The organism is Allomuricauda sp. NFXS6 (assembly GCF_040148835.1).
Classification (GTDB): domain Bacteria; phylum Bacteroidota; class Bacteroidia; order Flavobacteriales; family Flavobacteriaceae; genus Flagellimonas.
The window spans coordinates 26,258-47,393 of record NZ_JAGEMG010000016.1 but is presented as its reverse complement, the minus strand read 5'-3'; the positions used below and the strand labels follow the sequence as shown (position 1 = coordinate 47,393).

Below are 21,136 nucleotides of genomic sequence, written 5' to 3'. Positions count from 1 at the left end.
AAGTGCAGGAATGACAAAGAAGAACAATGAAAGAGACCTTAAATAAACTGATCAATCACGAAATACTTCCCAAGGAAGAAGCTAAGCAAGTTTTGGTAAACATTGCCAATGGAGAATACAATACCTCACAAATAGCTGCTTTTTTAACCGTTTACATGATGCGCAGCGTGACCCTTGAAGAACTGGAAGGATTCAGGGATGCCCTTTTGGAACTTTGCTTGGCCGTTGACCTTGCCGAATATGACCCGATTGACCTTTGCGGAACGGGCGGAGACGGTAAAGATACCTTTAACATTTCCACTTTGGCTTCTTTTGTAACGGCTGGTGCGGGAATCCACGTGACCAAACACGGAAACTATGGAGTTTCTTCCAAATGTGGGAGTAGTAATGTGATGGAGTTTTTGGGCATCAAATTCAGTAATGATGCAGATTTTCTAAAGAAAACTATCGAGGAAGCCGGTATTTGTGTGCTGCACGCACCTTTGTTTCACCCTGCGATGAAAAATGTGGCCCCCATTAGAAGGGAATTGGCGGTAAAAACATTTTTCAATATGTTGGGGCCCATGGTAAATCCAGCGTTTCCGAAGAACCAAATGGTGGGGGTTTTCAATTTGGAATTGGCCAGAATGTATGGCTATCTGTATCAGAATACCGATAAGAAATTCACTATTTTAAATGCGTTGGATGGGTATGACGAGATTTCGTTGACGGGTGACACCAAAACCATTTCCAATACTACCGAAACTATATTACGGCCTGCCGACTTTGGCGTAGAAAAAGTTTCACAGCAAGAAATCGTTGGCGGCGAGGACGTAGCAGCATCAGCCCAAATATTTATGAATATTTTACAAGGAAAAGGGACCGATGCACAAAACAATGTCGTCTGTGCCAACGCAGGTATCGCCATAGCCACAGTAGAAGGCATCACCCCCAAGGAAGGTTTTGAAAAAGCAAAAGAGTCGTTGTTTGGCGGAAAAGGGTTGGCATCACTCAAAAAATTGCAATCTTTATCCAACTAAAGTCAGGAGTCTAAAGTCTGAAGTCCGAAGTTTAATGAGACTATAAATAAATCAACAGTGATGATAACGTCAAAATTCAAGTTTGAAAAGATAATTGTCTGGCAAAGGGCCATGGATTTTGGAGAAGCCATAAATAACATAACGAAACACTTCCCAAAAAACGAGGCCTACAATCTCAGCTCACAAATAAGACGAGCCGTGGATTCAATAGCATTAAACATTTCAGAAGGCTCTACCGGACAGACAAATCCTGAATTTAAAAAATTCATTGGTTATGCAATTAGGTCTTTAAGCGAAGTTGTTACCTGCTTACACAAAGCGAATAGAAGAAATTATATTCCAAGCGAAACATTTGATGAGCTTTATAATGAAGCTTTCAATTTAATGAACATGCTGGTCGCTTTTAGAAAAAACATCAAATAATTATAAAAAAACTACCGACTTCGGACTACCGACTTCGGGCTTTCAAATTAAATATGAACATACTAGACAAAATAGTAGCCGATAAACGCAAAGAAGTCGATTTAAAAAAATCGCTCATCACCCAGTCTCAACTGGAAGCTTCCGTGATGATGGAGCGCACCTCCGTTTCTTTAGCGGAAGTATTGCGTAAAAGCAACTCTGGCATTATCGCGGAGCACAAGCGACGTTCGCCATCCAAATCCGTGATCAATCAAAGTTTGGGCATACAAGATGTGGCCAAAGGGTATACCGATGCTGGTGCATGCGGTATGTCCGTCCTCACCGATGGCAAATATTTTGGAGGCTCGTTGGACGATTTGGTACTTGCAAGGGCATCCACCAACATTCCTATTTTGCGAAAGGAATTCATCATAGATGAATATCAAATTGTGGAAGCCAAGGCTTACGGTGCCGATGTCATTTTATTGATTGCCGCCATTTTATCCAAAGAAGAAATCAAAACTTTGTCCGAATTGGCCAAAGGACTTGGATTGGATGTATTGTTGGAGGTTCATAATGAAGAAGAACTCGAAAAATCCCTAATGCCCAGTTTGGATATGCTAGGGGTGAACAATCGAAACCTTAAATCCTTTAAAGTAGATTTGGAAATCAGCAAGTCGCTATCCAAAAAAATACCCGATGATTTTGTGAAGGTATCCGAAAGCGGCATTAGTTCCGTGGAAGCCATTCGCGAATTAAAGGAGTTTGACTATCAAGGGTTTTTGATCGGGGAAAATTTTATGAAGACGGACGAACCCGGTAAAAGTGCAAAAGAGTTTATTAATAAGATAATCGCATAACGTCATTTCGAGTGATTTACCGAAGGAAAATTATATCGAGAAATAAGTGGTCTTGATACGTTTTGAAACAATTTTCAAAACACTCGACTTGACAAAAAACAAACTATGAAACTAAAAATCTGCGGTATGAACCATAACCCTACCGAAGTTGCCCAATTGCAACCGGATTATCTAGGGTTTATTTTTTGGGAGCCTTCTTCCAGATATTTTTTGGGAGATATGCCCAAATTGTCCAGTTCTATCAAAAAAGTGGGTGTTTTTGTGGATGCACCTTTGGAAGAAGTTTTGGAAAAAGTCGAGCAATATCAATTAAACGCGGTTCAACTCCACGGAAAGGAAAGTGCTGAGTATTGCAAAGCATTAAAGGAAGGCTTTCTGTCATTTCGAGCGCAGTCGAGAAATCAGGGAAATTTTAACCAAAAAGAGGTCTCGACTACGCTCGACCTGACAAAGCTTGACATCATCAAAGTATTCTCCATCAAAGATGATTTTGATTTTGATGTCCTGAAAGATTATGAAGAAGTCTGTGATTATTTTCTTTTTGACACGAAAGGAAAATTGCCAGGTGGCAACGGCTATACTTTTGATTGGGATGTTTTGAAAAAGTATCCATCCAACAAGCCCTACTTTTTAAGTGGCGGCATTGGATTGGACTCCGAAGAGAAATTAAAAGAATTTTTAAACAGTCCCGCTTCCAAAAACTGTTTTGCCATAGATGTGAACAGTAAATTTGAAACAGCACCTGGATTAAAAAATATTGAAGACTTAAAAATATTCATCGAATCGCTAGAGAGCGGTCACAACTAAAAAAAGAAATCTATGAAGAGCTATCATGCAGATGAACGCGGGTATTATGGTGAGTTCGGCGGGGCATTTATCCCGGAAATGCTGTATCCCAATTGCGAAGAGCTAAGGCAAAACTATCTCAGTATTATGGAAGAACCTTCGTTCAAAGAAGAGTTCCATCAATTGCTGAAGGATTACGTTGGTAGACCTACGCCCCTTTATTTCGCGAACCGTTTATCAGAAAAATATAATACAAAAATCTATCTCAAACGGGAAGATTTGTGCCATACCGGTGCTCATAAGGTCAATAATACCATCGGACAGATTTTGATGGCCAAAAAATTGGGCAAGAACCGAATCATTGCAGAAACAGGTGCAGGTCAGCACGGAGTGGCCACAGCAACCGTTTGTGCGTTAATGGGAATTGAGTGCATCGTGTACATGGGCGAAATTGACATTGCACGCCAAGCCCCAAACGTAGCTCGCATGAAAATGCTGGGTGCAGAGGTAAGACCGGCCAAATCGGGCAGTAAAACATTGAAAGATGCCACAAACGAGGCAATTCGAGACTGGATCAACAATCCAGTGGACACACATTACATTATTGGTTCTGTTGTTGGCCCCCACCCCTACCCGGATATGGTGGCCCGTTTTCAATCCGTAATCTCGGAGGAAATCAAAAATCAGCTTCAAGAAAAAGAAGGCCGTGAAAACCCAGATTACGTTGTGGCCTGTGTGGGCGGCGGAAGTAATGCTGCAGGAGCATACTATCATTATTTGGATGTTCCCGAAGTGGGCATCATTGCAGTGGAAGCTGCGGGAAAAGGCATTCACTCCGGGGAAAGTGCAGCCACCTCTGCTTTAGGAAAAGTGGGCATCATTCACGGTAGCAAGACCATGTTGATGCAGACACAGGATGGACAAATTACCGAACCCTACTCCATATCAGCAGGACTGGATTACCCTGGTGTTGGCCCCATGCATGCGCATTTATATGCTTCAGGTCGAGGGGAGTTTATTTCCATAACGGATGACGATGCGATGCAAGCCGGGTTGGAACTGTCTAAATTGGAAGGCATTATCCCTGCCATTGAGACCTCCCACGCCCTTGCCATTTTTGAGGAAAGGAAATTCAACCTGGATGATGTGGTGGTGGTCAACCTATCGGGACGCGGTGACAAAGATTTACAGAACTATATTGATTATTTTAAATTATAGATGCCAGATATCAGAGATAAGACCTCAGTCTCAATTCTCATGTCTCACATCTCAAATCTTGATTTATGAACAGAATCAAACAAAAATTACAGGAGGACAAAAAAATCCTTTCCATATACTTTTCAGCAGGATACCCCAATTTGGACGATACGGTAAAAATCATCGAAGATTTGGAAAAAAACGGGGTGGACCTCATCGAAATAGGACTCCCTTTCAGTGATCCTTTGGCCGATGGCCCCACGATTCAGGAGAGTTCCACGGCGGCCCTTAAAAATGGGATGAACACGGCCTTGCTCTTTGAGCAATTGAAAGATATCCGCAAATCAGTTTCCATTCCTCTTATTTTGATGGGCTATTTTAACCCTGTACTTCAATATGGAGTGGAAGAATTTTGCGCCAAATGTGAACAAGTTGGTATTGACGGACTCATTCTACCCGACCTGCCGTTGGATGTTTATACCAAAGAATACGAAGCCATTTTCAAAAAACACGGATTGATCAACGTCTTTTTGATCACCCCACAAACCAGTGATGAACGCATCCAAGCCATTGACGATGCTTCCGAAGGGTTTATTTATATGGTGAGTTCGGCGAGCACAACGGGGGCCAAACAAGGTTTTGGAGCGGAACAGTCAGATTATTTTGACCGCATTACCAACATGCAGTTGAAAAATCCTCAAATTGTTGGATTTGGCATCAGCAATGCCGAAACATTTAAGCAAGCAACCAAACAAGCCAAAGGCGCTATCATTGGTTCCGCCTTCATCAAACATTTAACAGCAAATGGAGTGGAAGGTATTGGTGACTTTGTGGAGCAAATTCGCTAAATTTCAGTTTTAAAAATCAATATTGATTTGTTACATGAAAAAAACACTATCCCTCTTATCACTTATCCTGTGTATTTCTCTTTCGGCGCAGGATGATGTTGCCGTAAAATCACAGGTCGCACATGCCATCAACGAGATTCGTGAATTTATAGCCATTCCCAACGATGCGCTGGATGCCGCTGATATTGACCGAAACATTATGTGGCTAAAACGAAAGTTCGGAGAAAGGGGGTTTAACACTGCCGTTTTGGATACCGAAGGGCTTCCTTTGTTTTTTGCAGCTACCCCGGTGAGCGGAGAAAAACCTACGGTGCTTATTTATATGCATTTTGATGGGCAATCCGTTGACCCAACCCAATGGAATCAGCCCAACCCCTATCAAGTGGTTTTAAAAAAGCCCAATGAAAATGGTTTTGAAACCGTTTCCTTTGATGCACTGGGGGATGACATCAACTATGATTGGCGTTTGTTCGGAAGGTCCACTTCTGATGATAAATCACCTATTGTGATGCTCTTGAATGCTATGGATTTGTTGAAGAAAGATGGCAAGGAAATCCCTTTCAATGTGAAGGTGATTTTGGATGGCGAAGAGGAAAAGAGCAGTAAGCCTTTGCCCGCCGCTGTAAAACAATATCGAGAACTGTTGGAATCCGATTTTTTGATGATAGTGGACGGACCTGTTCATGCTTCGGAAAAACCAACTGTCGTTTATGGTTGTCGTGGCATCACCACCTTGACACTTACCACCTACGGCCCCATTAAACCGCAACATAGCGGACATTACGGCAATTATGCTCCAAACCCAGGATTTCAACTGGCACAATTGCTGGCAGGAATGAAAGATACCGAAGGTAGAGTGATCATTCCAGGGTATTACGACGGCATTTCCATCAATGAAAAAACCGATTCCATACTAAAAAGTGTTCCTGATAGCGACAAGGCGATTGCTGAAAAGCTTCAGTTTAAAACTGCCGAAAAAGTGGGTGGTTATTATCAAGAGGCTTTACAATACCCATCCTTGAACATTCGTGGTTTGGGTTCGGGATGGGTCGGTGAGAAAGCACGGACCATTGTTCCCGAAAGTGCAACTGCGGAACTGGATTTGAGGTTGGTAGTAGAAAGTGATGGAGATCGTCTTAAAAACTTAGTAAAGGACCATATCACTAAACAGGGATACAAAGTATTGGACCATATACCTTCCAAAGAGGAGCGTATGCAGTTTGATAAAATTGTTACCGTGGAAGAAGGTAGCGTTACCGATGCTTTCCGAACCGAATTGGACAATCCTTATGGCAAGTTTATCGTAAACACGTTAAACATGAGCTTTGGAGAAGAGGTGATTCAGATACGTACCATGGGCGGAACCGTTCCTATTTCCCCTTTTATCAACGAATTAAAGATTCCTGCCTTTATTGTACCGGTGGTCAATCCTGATAACAACCAACATAGCCCTAACGAAAATATAAAAATAGGTCAGTTGGCCTATGGGATTAAAGCGTTTTATGGAATTCTTTCCTCGGAAATGAATTAAAAAAACTCCCGGTACTGCATTACCCTGAAGTCAAGAGTATTGAAATCAGGGTTTTTGTTTTTTAAATCTTTATAGACTTGTAAACTCCCAACAGCACGGTTAGCGGCGCCTGAAGGGGCGGTTAATGAGACGGTTTTAACCGTTCTCGACTGCGCTCGAACTGACATAGAGCTTGAATCAAGAGGCAACTCCAAATGATGTATTCGAGGTACTTCGTTGGAAATGACCTTTAGTTTCAGATCATACTCTTTTAACTGTTTACGAAAGAAATATTCTGGTCCGTTTTTACTATTTCCTCCGGTGAACAAAAGTGTCCTAATGTTCGGGTATTTCTGTAAGTACCCCACCAAATCCCGGAGCACTACGTTCTGCATCCCCAAATCGGAAGCATCTATTTTTTCACGTTCGGCACTCTCCACAATATCGCAGACCCCAATTTTATTTTCAATCAGAAAACGCTTGCGTTGCTCAACAGCTTTATTTGTGGTTTCGTACTTTAATCCCAAGTCAAAGATTTTATCCAAAATGGGCCACAATTGTCCATTGCAACTGCCATAACAGAAATCCACGTCTTGTGGCTTTAGTTCTCCCGTGGTAAAACGAGGTGGCGGCAAAGTACCCACAATCAATTTAGTGGCCTCGGGCAACAAAAAAGGTTCGTATGGATGGGTATGCTTAAAGAGTTTTGAACTCAAAGCTTCAAGTTTTAAGTTTTCTTATCTGAGCACCTATAAATAATCAGCGTAATACTAAATTATAAGCATTACACTGATTGAATATAAAAGTTTGTGAGACCCTGAGACAAGCTCAGAGTGACGGCAGTATTAATCCGAGATTAAGCGGAGTTCCTACTCGCATTAATGTTTCCGTAGAGTGAACGGGTCACTATCTTTTCGTATAGTTCTTTATACTTGGAATTTTGGGTGATGTGGTACAAGGCATTTTGCTGAATCACCAACAATGGCAATACAATTTTTTCCCTGATTTTTACTGATTCCCTCGAAACGGCTTCATCCTCCATCAAAATCTTAAGTCCAGAAATCTGCAATAACATCTTTTTGGACAACTGGAATTCATCGTGCAAAATGTTCCAGAAATCACCAAACTCAGGGTCATCCTTCATATAACTGGTCAAATCAAAGTTGGATTTGGCCAAGGACATCATACTGTTCAGCATTAATGCCTTAAAGAATGGAACTTCTTTGTAGAGTTTTTTCACCTCGTTCAATCGCCCCTCTTCCTTTAACTGCATAATGGCAGAACCCAAACCAAAGTAACCAGGAACATTCTGTTTTAACTGGCTCCAAGAACCTACAAACGAAATGGCTCGAAGGTCGGAAAGCGTTAACTGTTTTTTGTTGCCACGTTTACCCGGTCTACTACCAATATTGGCCTTGGTGTAATATTTTAGGGTACTCCTGTTTTCCAAATAAGGAATGAATTTCTCGTGCTGCTTCAACGCATCATACTTTTCAAAACTTAGTTCGGAAAGTTCTTCAATCAATTTACGTTGCGCAGCAGAAATGGTATGCTCCTTGCCAAAAAGATTATTGCTCAAGCCAGCGGTGAGCATTTGTTCGGAATTGTGAATAAACTGCTCCTTAGTCCCGTAGGTACTGGTAATGGTCTGCCCTTGAATGGTAAGCTGAATCTCATGATTGGCCACATCCTTGGTCTGGGCGGCGTAGAACCTGTGGGTCTTACCTCCACCCCTTGCCGGTGGTCCTCCCCTACCATCAAAGAAAATGGCACTGATTCCGTTTTTCTTACAGACTTTGCTCAAGGTTTCCTTGGTCTTTAAAATGGACCAGTTGGCTTTTAAATACCCTCCATCTTTGGTACCATCGGAAAAGCCGAGCATGATTGTATGGATATCTCTTCTTCGTTCCAGGTGCTGTCTATATTGTGGAATATCGAACAAGGTTTGCATCACTTCCTCGGAAGCATCCATACCATTCATAGTCTCGAACAATGGAACAATATCAAAAGTGATTTCTTTCTCGTCCCAACCGCACCATCTGAACAATCCAAACACGAACAACACGGAAAAAATATCTTCGGAATTACTGATGATGTACCGGTTGCATCCATCTTCACCGTTTTTGTCTTGGATTGCTTTTAAATTTTGAATGTTCACAATGGTATCTTTTACAATGTCATCGTCAAAATCTTTTGGATTGAGCTTAAAGTCCTTCTTGAGCAACAAATCCACCAACTCCTTTTCCTTGAGCTCATCCAAACTTGTTTTGATGGCCCCTTGCTTTTTCAGCACGGTTTCCACCACCAATTTATGTTTGCTGTGATCTTGACGGATATCCAAGGTTGCAAAATGTGTTTTAAAGATGTGGACCTTATCTATAAACTGATCCAACTCATCCAAATATAAGCCGTGATAATGTTCGATCAACTCTTCTCTAACGGCACCTAAATGTTCAATAATTCCCTCGTAGGAAATAGGTGCATCAGGATTAAACATGGCCTGGTACATTTTACCGCTCAACTCATTGAGGTGTCCCTGCATTCCTTTAAAAGTCAATTTTTTGCGAAGGTCCTTCAATTCGTTGTAGTAGCATTTCATCAAGGTAAGCCTGAGTTCGTCGGCCACTTGTTTGGTGATGTCGGCAGTTACAAATGGGTTTCCATCTCGGTCACCTCCAGGCCAAAATCCAAGCTTCATCAAGTTGTAGTTCTCGAACTTTTCGTCCTTGATATTACTTTTTACATATTGATAAAGCTCTCCAACGGCATCATAATAGGTGTTTCGAAGAATGTAGATGATGTTTTTCGCCTCATCCAAGGGCGTAGGTTTTTTTGCATTGATCAAAGAGGTCAATCCCAATTGTTGCAAGGTTACATCAATATCATGGATTCTATCTTCATCAATCAACGAACGTAGTTCTGCGATGATATCCAAAACGGCAGGTGTATAGAACTGTGTAGGGTGGGCCGTTAAAACAATGCGTGCACTAAAGGTGGAAAGCTTTTTGGAAACCTTGTCCCAATTTTTGGTGCGGTTTACCAATTCAAAATAATCCTTTATGGTCAACGAACTACTGTACTCTTGCAATTTTGGGAACGCGGAATCTTCCACACTATCGTAAAGTACCACTTGGCGCTCCACATATTGCACTATTCTGAACATAAAATCCAATCGCTCCCGTTCGTCCTGAATATCCACAAAGTTGGAAAAGAAGACCTCCAAAATCTCCTGCGGCTCCTTGCCTGCCTTTAGTCCTTTCTCGCATTGATCGAGCAAAAGTGGGATGAGAATCCCCACATTTTCCACATTCTTGTAGGGCAAGCTAAGAAAAAGGCTGTTATAGATATTGAACTTATTGGTTACCGATTTTTTAAACTCTTCTAACCGTTTAGTCTGCTGCATAAATATGTTTTATGTTAGTGTTAAAAATAGACAAACACTCAAAGGTCGTGAATAATGTGTAACCTCTGGGTTAAATTTAAGCGTATCACAATTTAAGGTATGCGCACACCTAGCGTAACAACATACCTTGTCGTCTATAACTTAAAGATTACTCTGGATTTTACCAAAGTTTTTTATCGGATGAACACTGGTTCGTTTTTATTCACCGTGTGCTCTTCGCTATAGAGATAACCATCGTAGTCAAAATTCTTGATGTCATCCAAAGTTTCCGCATCTGAATCCAAGATGTAACGAACCATGGAACCACGCGCTTTTTTGGCGTAGAAACTGATGACTTTCAACTTGTCGTTTTTCCAATCTTTAAAGACCGGTGCGATTACCGGAACCTTCAGGTTTTTATCGTCCACCGCGCTGAAGTATTCGTTGCTCGCCAAGTTCACGAACAATTCATCATCCTTAAGTTCTTTGTTCAAGGATTCTGTGATTTGGTCCTGCCAAAATTCGTACAAGTTCTTTTTACGACCCACTTTCAATTGTGTTCCCATTTCCAATCGGTAGGGCTGCATCAAATCCAAGGGTTTCAGCACCCCGTAAAGGCCTGACAAAATTCGCAAGGTATCCTGCAAGCGGTCCAACTTATCTTCGGGGATAGTATAGGCATCCAAACCTTGGTACACATCACCATTGAATGCATAAACGGCAGGCCTCGCATTGTCCATGGTAAAGGGAAGTTCAAACTTTTGGTTACGCTCCCAATTTAAATCGGCCAGCTTATCGGAAATGGACATCAATTCAGATAAAGCTTTGGGCTTTTTCTTTTTTAGTACGGAATTCAGTTTTTCCGCTTGCTCCAAAAATTGGGGTTCGCTATATTTCGATGTAGGCAAAGTCGTATCGTAATCCAATGACTTTGCTGGAGATATCACAATTTTCATCTTGTTCTAATTTTTGTAAAAATAACGATGATTTTACTTATTTGGAAGGGTATTCCAATGGTGTTTTCAATCTTAAGATTGAAGAAAACTATGATTCGTGATGCCTAGAGTAGCCCCGCCACTTTTCTATTCCATTCACCATATCCTCGGGCAGTTCGGAATCAAAACGCATAAACTCGCCCGTTACGGGGTGTTCAAAACCAAGGGTTTTGGCGTGCAATGCTTGTCTGGGCAATACCTTAAAAGTATTATCCACGAATTGTTTGTACTTGGTAAATGTGGTACCCTTTAAAATTTTGTCGCCCCCATAACGTTCGTCGTTGAACAGCGTATGGCCAATAAATTTCATGTGTACCCTAATTTGATGCGTTCTGCCCGTTTCCAGTTTACAGGAAACCAAGGTAACATAGCCAAAACGTTCCAACACCTTGTAATGGGTTACTGCTTCTTTGCCCTCGTCACCTTCAGGAAACACCATCATTTGCAGACGATTTTTAGGGTTTCGGGCAATATGCCCTTCCACGGTCCCTTCGTCTTCTTCCACATTGCCCCAAACCAAGGCTACGTATTCGCGCTCACTGGTCTTGTCAAAAAATTGTTTGGCCAAATGGGTCATTGCAGATTCTGTTTTGGCAATCACCAATAAGCCCGAAGTGTCTTTATCAATTCGGTGCACCAGTCCAGGCCTGTCCGAACTATTGTTGGGCAAGTTTTCAAAATGATAGACCAAGGCATTGATCAAAGTGCCTGAATAATTTCCATGACCGGGATGCACGACCATACCTGCAGGTTTGTTCACCACCAAAAGCACATCATCTTCATAAACAATATCCAGGGGAATGTTCTCGGGGGTCAACAAAAATTCGTAAGGTGGATGCTCGAACATCACTTTTACCTCATCCCCTGCCTTTACTTTGTAATTTTGTTTAACAATGGAACCGTTCACCCAAATATGGCCTTTTTTGGCGGCTTGCTGAATTTTGTTCCGCGTAGCGTTCTCGATAAAGTTCATCAGGAATTTGTCCACGCGCAATGGATCCTGGCCCTTGGATGCCACAAAACCGTGATGCTCATAGAGGTCATCCTGTGAAAGTTCGTCCTGATTATCGGGAGTATCCATCATTAGTTAGAGTCAGCCTGAACCCTAGCGCTACCGGGAATGGTACCGTTGCCGCATATCAGCTCCACTTTGGAAGTTTTGGGCAATCGGTCACCGGGACTCAAGTATTTCCCTTTATATTTCATATTGTAGACCATATCCTTGCCCAACTCATCAATATAGGTAACGCGTTCCACATCCAATCCTACGGCCCTCAACATAGAAGTGGCATTCCGTTGGGTTACCTGAATAATATCCGGTACGCTTACCTTTTTGTATCCTGATGGGTTTACCGTAAAATAAATTTTACGGTTGGATTTGACTTTGTTGCCTGCTGGCGGATTTTGGTCCAATATAGAAAATCGTGGATAGTCCGGATTAAAGTCTGAAGAGTCCAACACTTGGTATCTCAAGCCTGCTTCCTCCACTGCTTCGCGCATCTCCATTACCGACATTTTGGAAAAATCGGGTACTTCTACAAATTCACCATGGTTGGTCGTACTCTTGAGCCATTGCAGGGAAAGAAACACCAAAATCAAAACTGCAGCAGCAGCCAAACCAAGCTGAATTAAAAAAGTCTTGCTTTTTAAAAAGTTGAAAAAATTTTTCATGTAGTTCACCTTATCGGAACAAAGATAGGAAAGCCAACCCTTTTTTCTTTATTTTGGCTTTACGATATTTTACAAGTCAATGAAAAAGAACATTGCCATAATAATGGGGGGCTATTCCAGCGAGTACCATATTTCCATAAAAAGCGGAAATGTGGTTCACAAGTATCTGGACAGGGGCAAATACAATCCGTACCGAATTATAATTACCAAGGACCGCTGGGTTTATTTGGATGAAACCGGGAATGAGCATCCCTTGGAAAAATCCGACTTTAGCCTTACCATTGATGGTGACCAGGTACAATTTGACTGTGTTTTCAATGCCATCCACGGAACCCCCGGAGAAGATGGACTGATGCAGGCCTACTTTGAGTTATTGGGCATTCCACAAACCTCCTGTAACCATTACGAAGCTGCGCTCACCTTTAATAAACGGGACTTATTGAGCACCTTAAAACCTTATGGGATTCCTTGCGCAACTTCTTATTATTTAAACAAGGGACAAAAAGTTGAAGAAGATGCGATTATCAACAAAGTTGGCCTTCCGTGTTTTGTAAAAGCAAATAGAGCTGGCAGTAGCTACGGCGTTTCCAAGGTACACAAAAAAGAAGATTTGGGCAGCGCCATTGAAAGTGCTTTTAAGGAAGACACGCAAATTATTATCGAGTCCTTTTTGGACGGCACTGAAGTTTCTGTGGGTGTGATCACCTATCAAAATGAAGTAACTGTGCTCCCAGCGACCGAGATTATATCGGAAAACGATTTTTTTGACTTTGAGGCCAAATACATGGGTAAATCAGAAGAGGTTACCCCAGCCAGGATTTCTGAAAAGCAAGAATCCAATGTAAGGCAATTGGCTGAGTTTATTTACAAAACCCTAGGTTTGAAAGGCTATACACGAAGTGAATTTATTTTCATTGGGGATGAACCCCATCTACTAGAGATCAATACTACCCCGGGGCTTACCGAGGAAAGCCTTCTGCCGCAACAGGCCAGAACGGCAGGAATTTCCCTAGAGGCACTTTTTGATAGTGCGATAGTTGAAGCTTTGCGATAGAAACCGTATTTTTAAAAAACTTTTATTCCACAACATGAGACGCGCATTGTTCCCCGGTTCCTTTGATCCACTCACTTTAGGACATTACGATATTATTAAAAGAGGGGTCACCCTTTTTGATGAGTTGGTGATTGCCATCGGAATCAATGCGGACAAAACATATATGTTTTCGTTGGAAGAACGCGTTAAATTTATTGAGGAAGCGTTTAAAGACGAACCGAAAATCAAGGTGACTACTTACCAAGGAATGACGGTTGACTTCTGCAAAAAAATTGAGGCCACTTTTATTTTGAGGGGATTGCGCAATCCAGCGGATTTCGAGTTTGAAAAAGCCATTGCCCATACCAACAGAAAACTTTCAGAAATTGAAACTGTTTTTCTATTGACATCCTCTGGTAAATCTTACATTAGTTCTTCCATTGTCCGGGATGTAATTAGAAATGGCGGTGACTATACCGGTTTGGTACCGGAGACCGTTGTGGTAAAATAAAATCTTCGGAAAATTAAAGTGTAAGTAATTTCTTTCATTTACATTTTGCGCCAAATGTAGCTTAATCGACCAAATACCACATTAACACGTGTTTTCACAACAATAAATCCTTTAATATATTGAATAATCTTACTTTGGTCAGAAATTTCTTAGAGGTAGAACGTTTTTAAAGATCCCCCAAGATTTGAAAGCAATTGAGAGAGTAGACCAATTTTATTTATTGAAACAATTGCCCAAGGCAACGGCCCTTCTCGACAAGGAAGGCGTTCTTTTGGATGCTTCCTGTTCTTGGTTGGAAATTTTCTGTTTACCTCATATAAACAAGAAGCAAAGCATAAAAATCTTCAACTTGCTCCCAGAGGCTGGGAATCTTCAACAAAAGCTCGAAGAAAATAAATCTTTCAATTTACAACATAAGGTAACCCACAACAATGATACCCGCCATTTAAAAAGTTATTTTGCCCCTTGGTTCGATGAAAAAGAAAACGTAATCGGAACCATCATCCAAACCGATGATATTACCACTCAAATCGAAAAGGAGCATGAGCTAAGTTGGTTAAAAAACATTCTCGACACCAAAGCCGAAGCCTCCAAAACCGGTTGGTGGGAATATGAAGTTGAAACGGAAAAACTTACTTGGTGTAAAGAAACCAAAAGAATACACCAAGTTCCCCATTTTTACGAACCTACCGCAATAGAGGCGATTGAGTTTTACAAGAACGGACATAGCCGAAATAAAGTTGCGATGGTTTTCCACAAAGCAATAGCAAACCATCAACCCTATGATGTTAAAATAATCATCGTGACCTTTAATGGTGACGAACGATGGGTTAGAATAACAGGAAGACCAATCATATGCAATGGGAAAGCCGTAAAGATCTTTGGAACCATAAAAGACATTCACGACCAGGAAATGGCCGAGACCAAAATAAAGGAGAACCAACAACTGCTCACAACCTTGGTCGACAGTCTTCCCTTGAATGTTTATGTAAAAGATTTGGAATCCAAAAAAGTGTTGGTAAATAAAGGGGAGTGCAATTATCTCAACAAAAGTGAGGATCAGATTATAGGTAAAAGCGACTTCGACCTATACGATGAGGAAATGGCCAAAGTTTCCAGAGAAGAGGATTTGCAAGTCATGAAGCACCTTACTCCCATAATAGGCAAAGAGACCTCCATAACCCTTAATGGCAAGACCACACATTTTTTGACCTCCAAAATCCCATATTTTGATTTGGACGGCAAGGTTAGTGGCCTGATTGGTATGAGTTTGGACATATCGGCCATGAAAAACAAACAAAGGGAACTCTGCAACTTGATTAAAATAACCTCTAGTCAAAACCAAAAGCTTATCAGTTTTGCACATATCGTTTCACACAATTTACGATCCCATTCTGCCAATTTTTCCATGCTTTTAGGTTTTTTGAATTCAGAGAAAGACCAGAACGAACGGGAACGCATCATAAAAATGCTTAGGCAGGCCTCGGACAACCAATTGGAAACCTTGGAAAACCTTAACCAAGTGGTTGACATCAATACCAAGGAGTCTGAAACCAAAAAACCGCTTAACCTAAAGAACAATATTGTTAGGGTATTGCAAGACCTTTCCGCTGTTCTGGAGAAGAATGATGCCCAAATCGTCAACAACGTAGCAGATACTATTGAGGTGAACTGTGCCCCGGCCTATTTGGACAGTATTATTTTAAACCTAATTTCCAATGCGGTCAAATACAAAAGTCCCGACAGATTACCTTTGATTACAATAAATGCCGTAAAATCCAACGAGGGTGTATTGTTAAGTATTTCCGATAATGGGTTGGGAATAGATTTGGACAGATACGGTGACAAAATTTTTGGAATGTACAAAACATTCCACAACAGAAAAGATGCCAAAGGCTTTGGTCTTTACTTGATAAAGAACCAAATTGAAGCTATGGGCGGAAGTATAACAGTGCAGAGCGTAATTGACAAAGGCACTACATTTAATATGTATTTTAATGAAGAAAGTTAGTTGTATTTTTATTGTGGACGATGACCCCATTACCGTATTTGGTATCAAAAAAATGTTGAAATCCGTAGTTAGTTGCAATGATCTACAAATTTTTCAAAATGGCTATGAAGCCTTCGAGGCCATAAAATATAGACAGGCAAATGGGAAAGCTATTCCCGAAGTAATTTTCTTGGATATCAACATGCCCATTATGGACGGTTGGGATTTTTTGGATGAATTGATCGCACTAGATGTAAAGGAACAGATCATCATCAACATGATTACTTCTTCCATAGACCCGCTGGATTACGAAAAATGGAACTGCGTTAAGGAGCGGTGCCCGCATCTACTCAGCTTTAAGAACAAGCCCATTTTTAAAATTGAAGCCAACGATCTTGGTTTTATGGACATAGCTTCTTAAATTATTATATTCTGTATTTTTGGGGCTGCCAAGCACAGGTTTTTGTGCGAACCAAAGTTCCCGTAATATTTTGAAGTATATATTTTTTTTAACGGCCCTTTTTCTTTTGACTTCCTGCGAATCTGAAACGCAGGATGAGAAATCCTCGTATCCAACTCATTTTGAATCATCGGATGGAAAAGAAACCGCGACCTATCAACAGACTATTGATTATTATATTGCGCTTGCCCGCGAATTTCCCGAGATAAACATTCATACCACTGGCAGTACGGACAGTGGCTATCCGCTGCATACAGTGACCTTTAATCCTGATGGGGATTTTAATTATGAAAACATACGCAAGGAAAAATCCATTATTTTGATCAACAATGGTATACACCCTGGGGAAAGCGATGGCATTGACGCCACCATGATGCTCTACAGGGACTTGGCCACAGGTCGATTGGAAATGCCAAAGAACACGGTATTGGTCACCATCCCCATTTATAACGTAGGTGGGTCCCTAAACCGGAATTCCACCACAAGGACCAACCAAAATGGACCTGCCGAATATGGTTTTAGAGGAAATGCCCGTAATTACGACCTCAATCGGGATTTTATCAAAATGGATACCCAAAACTCCAAGACCTTTGCTCAAATATTCCACAGGGTAAAACCTGATGTTTTTATCGATAACCATGTGAGCAATGGGGCGGATTACCAATATACTCTGACCCATCTTTTTACCCAACATAATAAATTGGGCGGTAAAATGGGAGAATACCTGCACGATAGCCTGATGCCTAATCTTGAAAATTCCTTGGCCGAAAAAGAATGGGACATCACGCCTTACGTCAATGTTTTTAATGTTCCGCCAGAAATGGGTTTCAGCCAATTTATGGACCACCCCAGATATTCCACGGGCTACACAACCCTTTGGAGTACTTTGGGCCTAATGGTGGAGACACATATGTTAAAACCATACAAACAACGGGTCGAAGGAACATATGCTCTGATGCAAAGCTTGATTGAGGTGGTCGAGGCAGAACACGAGAACATAAAATCGCTTCGCAAGGAGACCTTGGAAAGCAACATGAACCTTTCCGAATATTACTTCAACTGGCAGGTGGATACCACACAAAGTTCCAAACTTAATTTTAAGGGGTACGAAGCCGAACAATTGACCAGTGAGGTAACCGGACTTCCCAGATTAAAATACAACAGGGACAAACCGTTTACCAAAGAGACCATCTATCAAGATTATTTTTATCCCGCTGACACCGTTCACGTTCCTGACGCCTATATTGTAAAGAAAAGTTGGAAACAAGTAATAGAACGGTTGGATGCCAATAAAATTCAATATTCCCCTTTAAAAAAGGACACCACGCTTACAATAGAGGCATACCACATCGTGGATTACGATACCCGAAACGCACCCTACGAAGGTCACTATTTGCATTACAACACCCGAGTGGGAAAAAGTACCAAGACAGTGCAGTTTAGGGAAGGGGACCTATTGATACCGACACGCCAACCCGGTATCAGATATATTTTGGAGACCTTGGAACCACAAGGAGCCGATTCATTCTTCAACTGGAACTTTTTTGATACCGTATTGCAGCGAAAAGAAGGATTTTCACCCTATGTTTTTGAAGATGTCGCGTTGGAAATGTTGCAAAAGGATTCTTTGTTGTTGCAGGAGTTTAATACAAAAAAAGAAGGTGATTTAAATTTTGCCAACAATTGGTACGCGCAATTAAATTGGATTTTTGAACGTTCCGAACATTTTGAAGAAGCCTACCTCTCCTACCCTATTTACAGAGTGGCAAAAAACAGCGATGCATCAGGATTGCTTCCTAATTAAAAGGCCAATCCTCAAACAGCACCTTAATGTTATGGTAAGAATTTTTTAAAGCCTTTTTGGTCTTTCTGGCGCCTTTCCATTTCACTTTTTTAATACCCTCGGATTTTTCCGGGACCAATTTACCCGTGTAATCGGTGGACATGATAAACCAATGCGTCTGTTTCAATCGGTACTCTCCGTTTCTTTTAAAGATGTGAAATGTGGTATGTAGAAACCTTTCGATCTCCAGGTTTTTCACTCCCGTTTCTTCCTCTACTTCCCTAACGGCAGCACTTTCTATGGATTCCCCTTTATCCACTTTCCCCTTGGGCAAGTCCCACTTGCCATTTCGGAAAATAAACAGGACCTTACCTTTTTTATTGATCACAAAACCACCACCGGCAACAACCACCGGTATTTTGAGCATAAAAAGTTTGAGTATTTTCTTGTCATCAGGATGGTAGAGATAGGCTTTTTTCAACTTCTTTTTGGACAAAAGTCGAATAGCCTCAACAATGGAATCACCGTCCAACGAAAATAAATTACCATTGGAATCTTGGGGGCGCTCGTTTGTTAAAATCAGTGGAGCCTCATTAACAAAAACTTCATACATTTGCGCAATGGTTTTAGATAAGGGAATCGCAAAAAAAACAGCCGAGCTGTTATTACAAATTAATGCAATTAAGTTGGAACCTGAAAATCCTTTTACATGGGCTTCAGGTTGGAAATCTCCTATTTATTGCGATAATAGGATCATGCTCTCTTACCCCAAGGTAAGGAATTTTGTCAGGGAAGAAATTGCAAAGCAAGTGGAACAGCTTTACGGAAAGCCCGATGTAATCGCAGGAGTGGCCACAGGGGCCATCGGAGTCGGTATTTTGGTCGCCGAGGCACTTGGCCTTCCTTTTGTTTACGTAAGACCAAAACCTAAGGAACACGGTAGACAAAACCAGATTGAGGGTTATTTTGAACCCGGACAAAGTGTAGTTGTTATCGAAGATTTGATCAGCACCGGCAACAGTAGCCTTAATGCCGTAAAAGCGCTCAAGGAACAAAAGGCAGATATTAAGGGGATGATTGCCATTTTTACCTATGGTTTTCCGGTATCCATAGAAAATTTTGAAAAGGAAGGCGTGGAACTCCATACCCTCTCCGATTACGAAAACCTCATAGAGCAAGCCTCCGACACCAACTATATTCAAGAAACACAACTACAAACATTATTGGAGTGGAAATCCAATCCACAAGAATGGAAATAATATTTTACCATGCATATTGAAGCCTCAAAAAAGAAAGTAGCGAAAAGCGACAAAGAAGTATTTGAGTTCTTGACGGACATCAAAAACTTTGAAACCCTAATGCCCGACAATATTGACAAATTTGAAGTATTGGACGAAAACACATTCAAATTCGCATTGAAGGGTATGCCAGAAATCGTACTTAGATTAAAAGAACAAAACCCTTATGACAAAGTCATTTTGGGCGCTGCCAGCGATAAACTGCCTTTTACATTAACTGCGGACATTGAATCTTTAGGAGAAAATGAAAGCGAGGTAGCATTAAATTTTGAAGGAGAGTTCAATGCCATGATGGCCATGATGATCAAGGCCCCGATTACCAATTTTATGGGAACTTTGTCCAATAATCTGGATAAAATATAATTGAGACCAGAAAGTTTGGTTGATGACCAGCAAGAGCAACTGTCCCCTTGTGAGGGACCTTAAGGGTGTATCTTTGTGCTGATTTTTATGTTCCTATTCCCTGTTTTTGACACAAATTCCGCGAATCTTCACAAAAAGTTCCGAGTGCCAAGTTTCAAGAGCAAAGAAACCAGAAACCACTTCCGACTTCGGGCATCGAGCAACCAATGACCCAGTAGGCAGTAAAATATCAAATAACAAGCACCAAATTCCACCCGCGCTATAGATTAGTAAAGCAGGCTTACCTCTTTCAAATCAAATTCTTTAAATACCCTACCCTCCAATTCGAGCACCAATTTTCCCGATGGAGATATGCTACGGATGTATCCCATGAACATCTTCCCTTGGTGATCGCTAAAAGTTGAAGGTCTATCTTTCCGAAAAAGCATTTTCCCATAAGCTGGTGCCAATTGATTGACTGTTTTCGCCTCGACCCCGTCCATATAAAAGCTGATACGTTCCAAAATTTTGTGAAGAAGCTCATCCAGATCAAAATCCCGGCCTGTGATTAGTTTCAAGGAGGAAGCCTTGGCCAATTCCATAAAATCCGTTTGGTTCACATTTAGTCCAATTCCGATAATTGAATGCGCTACCTTGTCGCCCTTCAATACATTTTCAATCAAAATACCACAAATTTTCATGGAACCTGACATAATGTCGTTTGGCCATTTAACCTTGATATTGGGTACGGAAAATTCGTTCAATGCATCGCAAACCGCCAAAGAAACCGTAATGTTCAACACAAATTGATGCTGCACAAGCAAGCCGTCAAACTTATTCAACACACTGAACGTTAGATTTTTATCTCCTTCCGATTGCCAAAAAGTGCCCATCTGACCTCTTCCCTTACGCTGATTTTTTGCAACAACAACGGTGTAATCCGATGGATTTTCCGAGCGCAACAGATTCTTTAAATATAAATTTGTAGAGTCCGTGGCATCAAGTTTGAGTATTTGAAATTGTTTGCCCAAGGTGATAAGCCTTTATGA

21 protein-coding genes are annotated in these 21,136 nt (G+C 41.2%); 14 read left to right on the top strand and 7 right to left on the bottom strand.

Annotated elements, in window-relative coordinates:
- Positions 1-26 precede the first annotated feature (26 nt).
- The 7 genes from trpD (at position 27) to J4E06_RS17535 (ending at position 6,643) form a co-directional block, all read left to right on the top strand.
- The gene (trpD, locus tag J4E06_RS17565) at positions 27-1,019 is read left to right on the top strand and encodes an anthranilate phosphoribosyltransferase (RefSeq protein ID WP_349525306.1); all 993 of its coding nucleotides are present in this window, start codon (positions 27-29) and stop codon (positions 1,017-1,019) included.
- A 60-nt stretch (positions 1,020-1,079) separates the two neighbouring features.
- A complete protein-coding gene (locus tag J4E06_RS17560; protein ID WP_349525305.1) occupies positions 1,080-1,442 on the top strand; it encodes a four helix bundle protein in 363 nt (120 codons plus the stop codon).
- Positions 1,443-1,495: 53 nt separating this feature from the next.
- Complete coding sequence (gene trpC, locus J4E06_RS17555) at positions 1,496-2,281, top strand: indole-3-glycerol phosphate synthase TrpC (protein ID WP_349525304.1); 786 nt, start codon at positions 1,496-1,498, stop codon at positions 2,279-2,281.
- A gap of 105 nt (positions 2,282-2,386) precedes the next feature.
- Positions 2,387-3,088 carry a phosphoribosylanthranilate isomerase gene (locus J4E06_RS17550; RefSeq protein ID WP_349525303.1) on the top strand — a complete coding sequence of 234 codons (702 nt, stop codon included), beginning with the start codon at positions 2,387-2,389 and terminating at the stop codon, positions 3,086-3,088.
- 12 nt (positions 3,089-3,100) lie between these two features.
- The gene (trpB, locus tag J4E06_RS17545) at positions 3,101-4,285 is read left to right on the top strand and encodes a tryptophan synthase subunit beta (RefSeq protein ID WP_349525302.1); all 1,185 of its coding nucleotides are present in this window, start codon (positions 3,101-3,103) and stop codon (positions 4,283-4,285) included.
- A gap of 65 nt (positions 4,286-4,350) precedes the next feature.
- Complete coding sequence (gene trpA, locus J4E06_RS17540) at positions 4,351-5,112, top strand: tryptophan synthase subunit alpha (RefSeq protein ID WP_349525301.1); 762 nt, start codon at positions 4,351-4,353, stop codon at positions 5,110-5,112.
- Between the two features lie 34 nt (positions 5,113-5,146).
- Entirely contained in the window at positions 5,147-6,643 is a 1,497-nt protein-coding gene (locus J4E06_RS17535) for a M20/M25/M40 family metallo-hydrolase (RefSeq protein ID WP_349525300.1), read from the top strand.
- Here J4E06_RS17535 and J4E06_RS17530 read toward each other — a convergent pair.
- The 5 genes from J4E06_RS17530 to J4E06_RS17510 all read right to left on the bottom strand — a co-directional run bounded on the left by J4E06_RS17530 (position 6,640) and on the right by J4E06_RS17510 (position 12,670).
- Positions 6,640-7,338, bottom strand: coding sequence for a uracil-DNA glycosylase family protein (locus J4E06_RS17530; protein WP_349525299.1), 699 nt, complete (start codon positions 7,336-7,338; stop codon positions 6,640-6,642). The two genes, J4E06_RS17535 and J4E06_RS17530, sit on opposite strands and share 4 nt — an antisense overlap.
- Positions 7,339-7,478: 140 nt before the next feature.
- Entirely contained in the window at positions 7,479-10,025 is a 2,547-nt protein-coding gene (locus J4E06_RS17525; protein WP_293168658.1) for a phosphoenolpyruvate carboxylase, read from the bottom strand.
- A 173-nt stretch (positions 10,026-10,198) separates the two neighbouring features.
- Positions 10,199-10,960 (bottom strand): peroxide stress protein YaaA, encoded by a 762-nt coding sequence (yaaA, locus tag J4E06_RS17520; protein ID WP_349525298.1) that lies wholly within the window; start codon positions 10,958-10,960, stop codon positions 10,199-10,201.
- Between the two features lie 88 nt (positions 10,961-11,048).
- A complete protein-coding gene (locus tag J4E06_RS17515) occupies positions 11,049-12,080 on the bottom strand; it encodes an RluA family pseudouridine synthase (protein ID WP_349525329.1) in 1,032 nt (343 codons plus the stop codon).
- Positions 12,081-12,082: 2 nt separating this feature from the next.
- On the bottom strand, positions 12,083-12,670 hold the full coding sequence (locus J4E06_RS17510; RefSeq protein WP_349525297.1) for a PASTA domain-containing protein: 588 nt from the start codon (positions 12,668-12,670) through the stop codon (positions 12,083-12,085).
- A gap of 79 nt (positions 12,671-12,749) precedes the next feature.
- Here J4E06_RS17510 and J4E06_RS17505 point away from each other — a divergent pair, with 79 nt between their 5' ends.
- The 5 genes from J4E06_RS17505 to J4E06_RS17485 all read left to right on the top strand — a co-directional run bounded on the left by J4E06_RS17505 (position 12,750) and on the right by J4E06_RS17485 (position 18,468).
- On the top strand, positions 12,750-13,724 hold the full coding sequence (locus J4E06_RS17505; protein ID WP_349525296.1) for a D-alanine--D-alanine ligase: 975 nt from the start codon (positions 12,750-12,752) through the stop codon (positions 13,722-13,724).
- Between the two features lie 34 nt (positions 13,725-13,758).
- Positions 13,759-14,214 (top strand): pantetheine-phosphate adenylyltransferase, encoded by a 456-nt coding sequence (gene coaD, locus J4E06_RS17500; RefSeq protein WP_349525295.1) that lies wholly within the window; start codon positions 13,759-13,761, stop codon positions 14,212-14,214.
- Between the two features lie 184 nt (positions 14,215-14,398).
- Positions 14,399-16,225: a PAS domain-containing protein gene (locus tag J4E06_RS17495; protein ID WP_349525294.1), complete on the top strand. Its 1,827-nt coding sequence runs from the start codon at positions 14,399-14,401 to the stop codon at positions 16,223-16,225.
- Complete coding sequence (locus tag J4E06_RS17490; protein WP_349525293.1) at positions 16,212-16,625, top strand: response regulator; 414 nt, start codon at positions 16,212-16,214, stop codon at positions 16,623-16,625. The genes J4E06_RS17495 and J4E06_RS17490 overlap by 14 nt, the downstream gene beginning before the upstream one ends.
- 70 nt (positions 16,626-16,695) lie before the next feature.
- Positions 16,696-18,468: a M14 family metallopeptidase gene (locus tag J4E06_RS17485; RefSeq protein WP_349525292.1), complete on the top strand. Its 1,773-nt coding sequence runs from the start codon at positions 16,696-16,698 to the stop codon at positions 18,466-18,468.
- Here the strand turns inward: J4E06_RS17485 and J4E06_RS17480 are convergent.
- Positions 18,461-19,060, bottom strand: coding sequence for an NUDIX hydrolase (locus J4E06_RS17480; RefSeq protein ID WP_349525291.1), 600 nt, complete (start codon positions 19,058-19,060; stop codon positions 18,461-18,463). The two genes, J4E06_RS17485 and J4E06_RS17480, sit on opposite strands and share 8 nt — an antisense overlap.
- A 7-nt stretch (positions 19,061-19,067) precedes the next feature.
- Between J4E06_RS17480 and pyrE the strand changes: the two genes are divergently transcribed.
- Both pyrE and J4E06_RS17470 read left to right on the top strand, forming a co-directional pair.
- Entirely contained in the window at positions 19,068-19,706 is a 639-nt protein-coding gene (gene pyrE / locus J4E06_RS17475) for an orotate phosphoribosyltransferase (RefSeq protein ID WP_349525290.1), read from the top strand.
- Positions 19,707-19,715: 9 nt separating this feature from the next.
- Positions 19,716-20,108 (top strand): SRPBCC family protein, encoded by a 393-nt coding sequence (locus tag J4E06_RS17470; RefSeq protein ID WP_349525289.1) that lies wholly within the window; start codon positions 19,716-19,718, stop codon positions 20,106-20,108.
- Between the two features lie 266 nt (positions 20,109-20,374).
- On the opposite strand, the gene J4E06_RS17465 is transcribed toward J4E06_RS17470, so the two are convergent.
- Positions 20,375-21,118, bottom strand: a complete 744-nt coding sequence (locus tag J4E06_RS17465) for a biotin--[acetyl-CoA-carboxylase] ligase (protein ID WP_349525288.1) — start codon at positions 21,116-21,118, stop codon at positions 20,375-20,377.
- Between the last annotated feature and the right edge of the window lie 18 nt (positions 21,119-21,136).

What these genes read in the sequence shown, in the direction of transcription:
- trpD (WP_349525306.1), top strand. Translation starts at nt 27, where the DNA reads ATGAAAGAGACCTTAAATAAACTGATCAATCACGAAATACTTCCCAAG.
- J4E06_RS17560 (WP_349525305.1), top strand. Translation starts at nt 1,080, where the DNA reads ATGATAACGTCAAAATTCAAGTTTGAAAAGATAATTGTCTGGCAAAGG.
- trpC (WP_349525304.1), top strand. Translation starts at nt 1,496, where the DNA reads ATGAACATACTAGACAAAATAGTAGCCGATAAACGCAAAGAAGTCGAT.
- J4E06_RS17550 (WP_349525303.1), top strand. Translation starts at nt 2,387, where the DNA reads ATGAAACTAAAAATCTGCGGTATGAACCATAACCCTACCGAAGTTGCC.
- trpB (WP_349525302.1), top strand. Translation starts at nt 3,101, where the DNA reads ATGAAGAGCTATCATGCAGATGAACGCGGGTATTATGGTGAGTTCGGC.
- trpA (WP_349525301.1), top strand. Translation starts at nt 4,351, where the DNA reads ATGAACAGAATCAAACAAAAATTACAGGAGGACAAAAAAATCCTTTCC.
- J4E06_RS17535 (WP_349525300.1), top strand. Translation starts at nt 5,147, where the DNA reads ATGAAAAAAACACTATCCCTCTTATCACTTATCCTGTGTATTTCTCTT.
- J4E06_RS17525 (WP_293168658.1), bottom strand. Translation starts at nt 10,025, where the DNA reads ATGCAGCAGACTAAACGGTTAGAAGAGTTTAAAAAATCGGTAACCAAT.
- yaaA (WP_349525298.1), bottom strand. Translation starts at nt 10,960, where the DNA reads ATGAAAATTGTGATATCTCCAGCAAAGTCATTGGATTACGATACGACT.
- J4E06_RS17515 (WP_349525329.1), bottom strand. Translation starts at nt 12,080, where the DNA reads ATGGATACTCCCGATAATCAGGACGAACTTTCACAGGATGACCTCTAT.
- J4E06_RS17510 (WP_349525297.1), bottom strand. Translation starts at nt 12,670, where the DNA reads ATGAAAAATTTTTTCAACTTTTTAAAAAGCAAGACTTTTTTAATTCAG.
- J4E06_RS17505 (WP_349525296.1), top strand. Translation starts at nt 12,750, where the DNA reads ATGAAAAAGAACATTGCCATAATAATGGGGGGCTATTCCAGCGAGTAC.
- coaD (WP_349525295.1), top strand. Translation starts at nt 13,759, where the DNA reads ATGAGACGCGCATTGTTCCCCGGTTCCTTTGATCCACTCACTTTAGGA.
- J4E06_RS17490 (WP_349525293.1), top strand. Translation starts at nt 16,212, where the DNA reads ATGAAGAAAGTTAGTTGTATTTTTATTGTGGACGATGACCCCATTACC.
- J4E06_RS17480 (WP_349525291.1), bottom strand. Translation starts at nt 19,060, where the DNA reads ATGTATGAAGTTTTTGTTAATGAGGCTCCACTGATTTTAACAAACGAG.
- pyrE (WP_349525290.1), top strand. Translation starts at nt 19,068, where the DNA reads ATGGTTTTAGATAAGGGAATCGCAAAAAAAACAGCCGAGCTGTTATTA.
- J4E06_RS17470 (WP_349525289.1), top strand. Translation starts at nt 19,716, where the DNA reads ATGCATATTGAAGCCTCAAAAAAGAAAGTAGCGAAAAGCGACAAAGAA.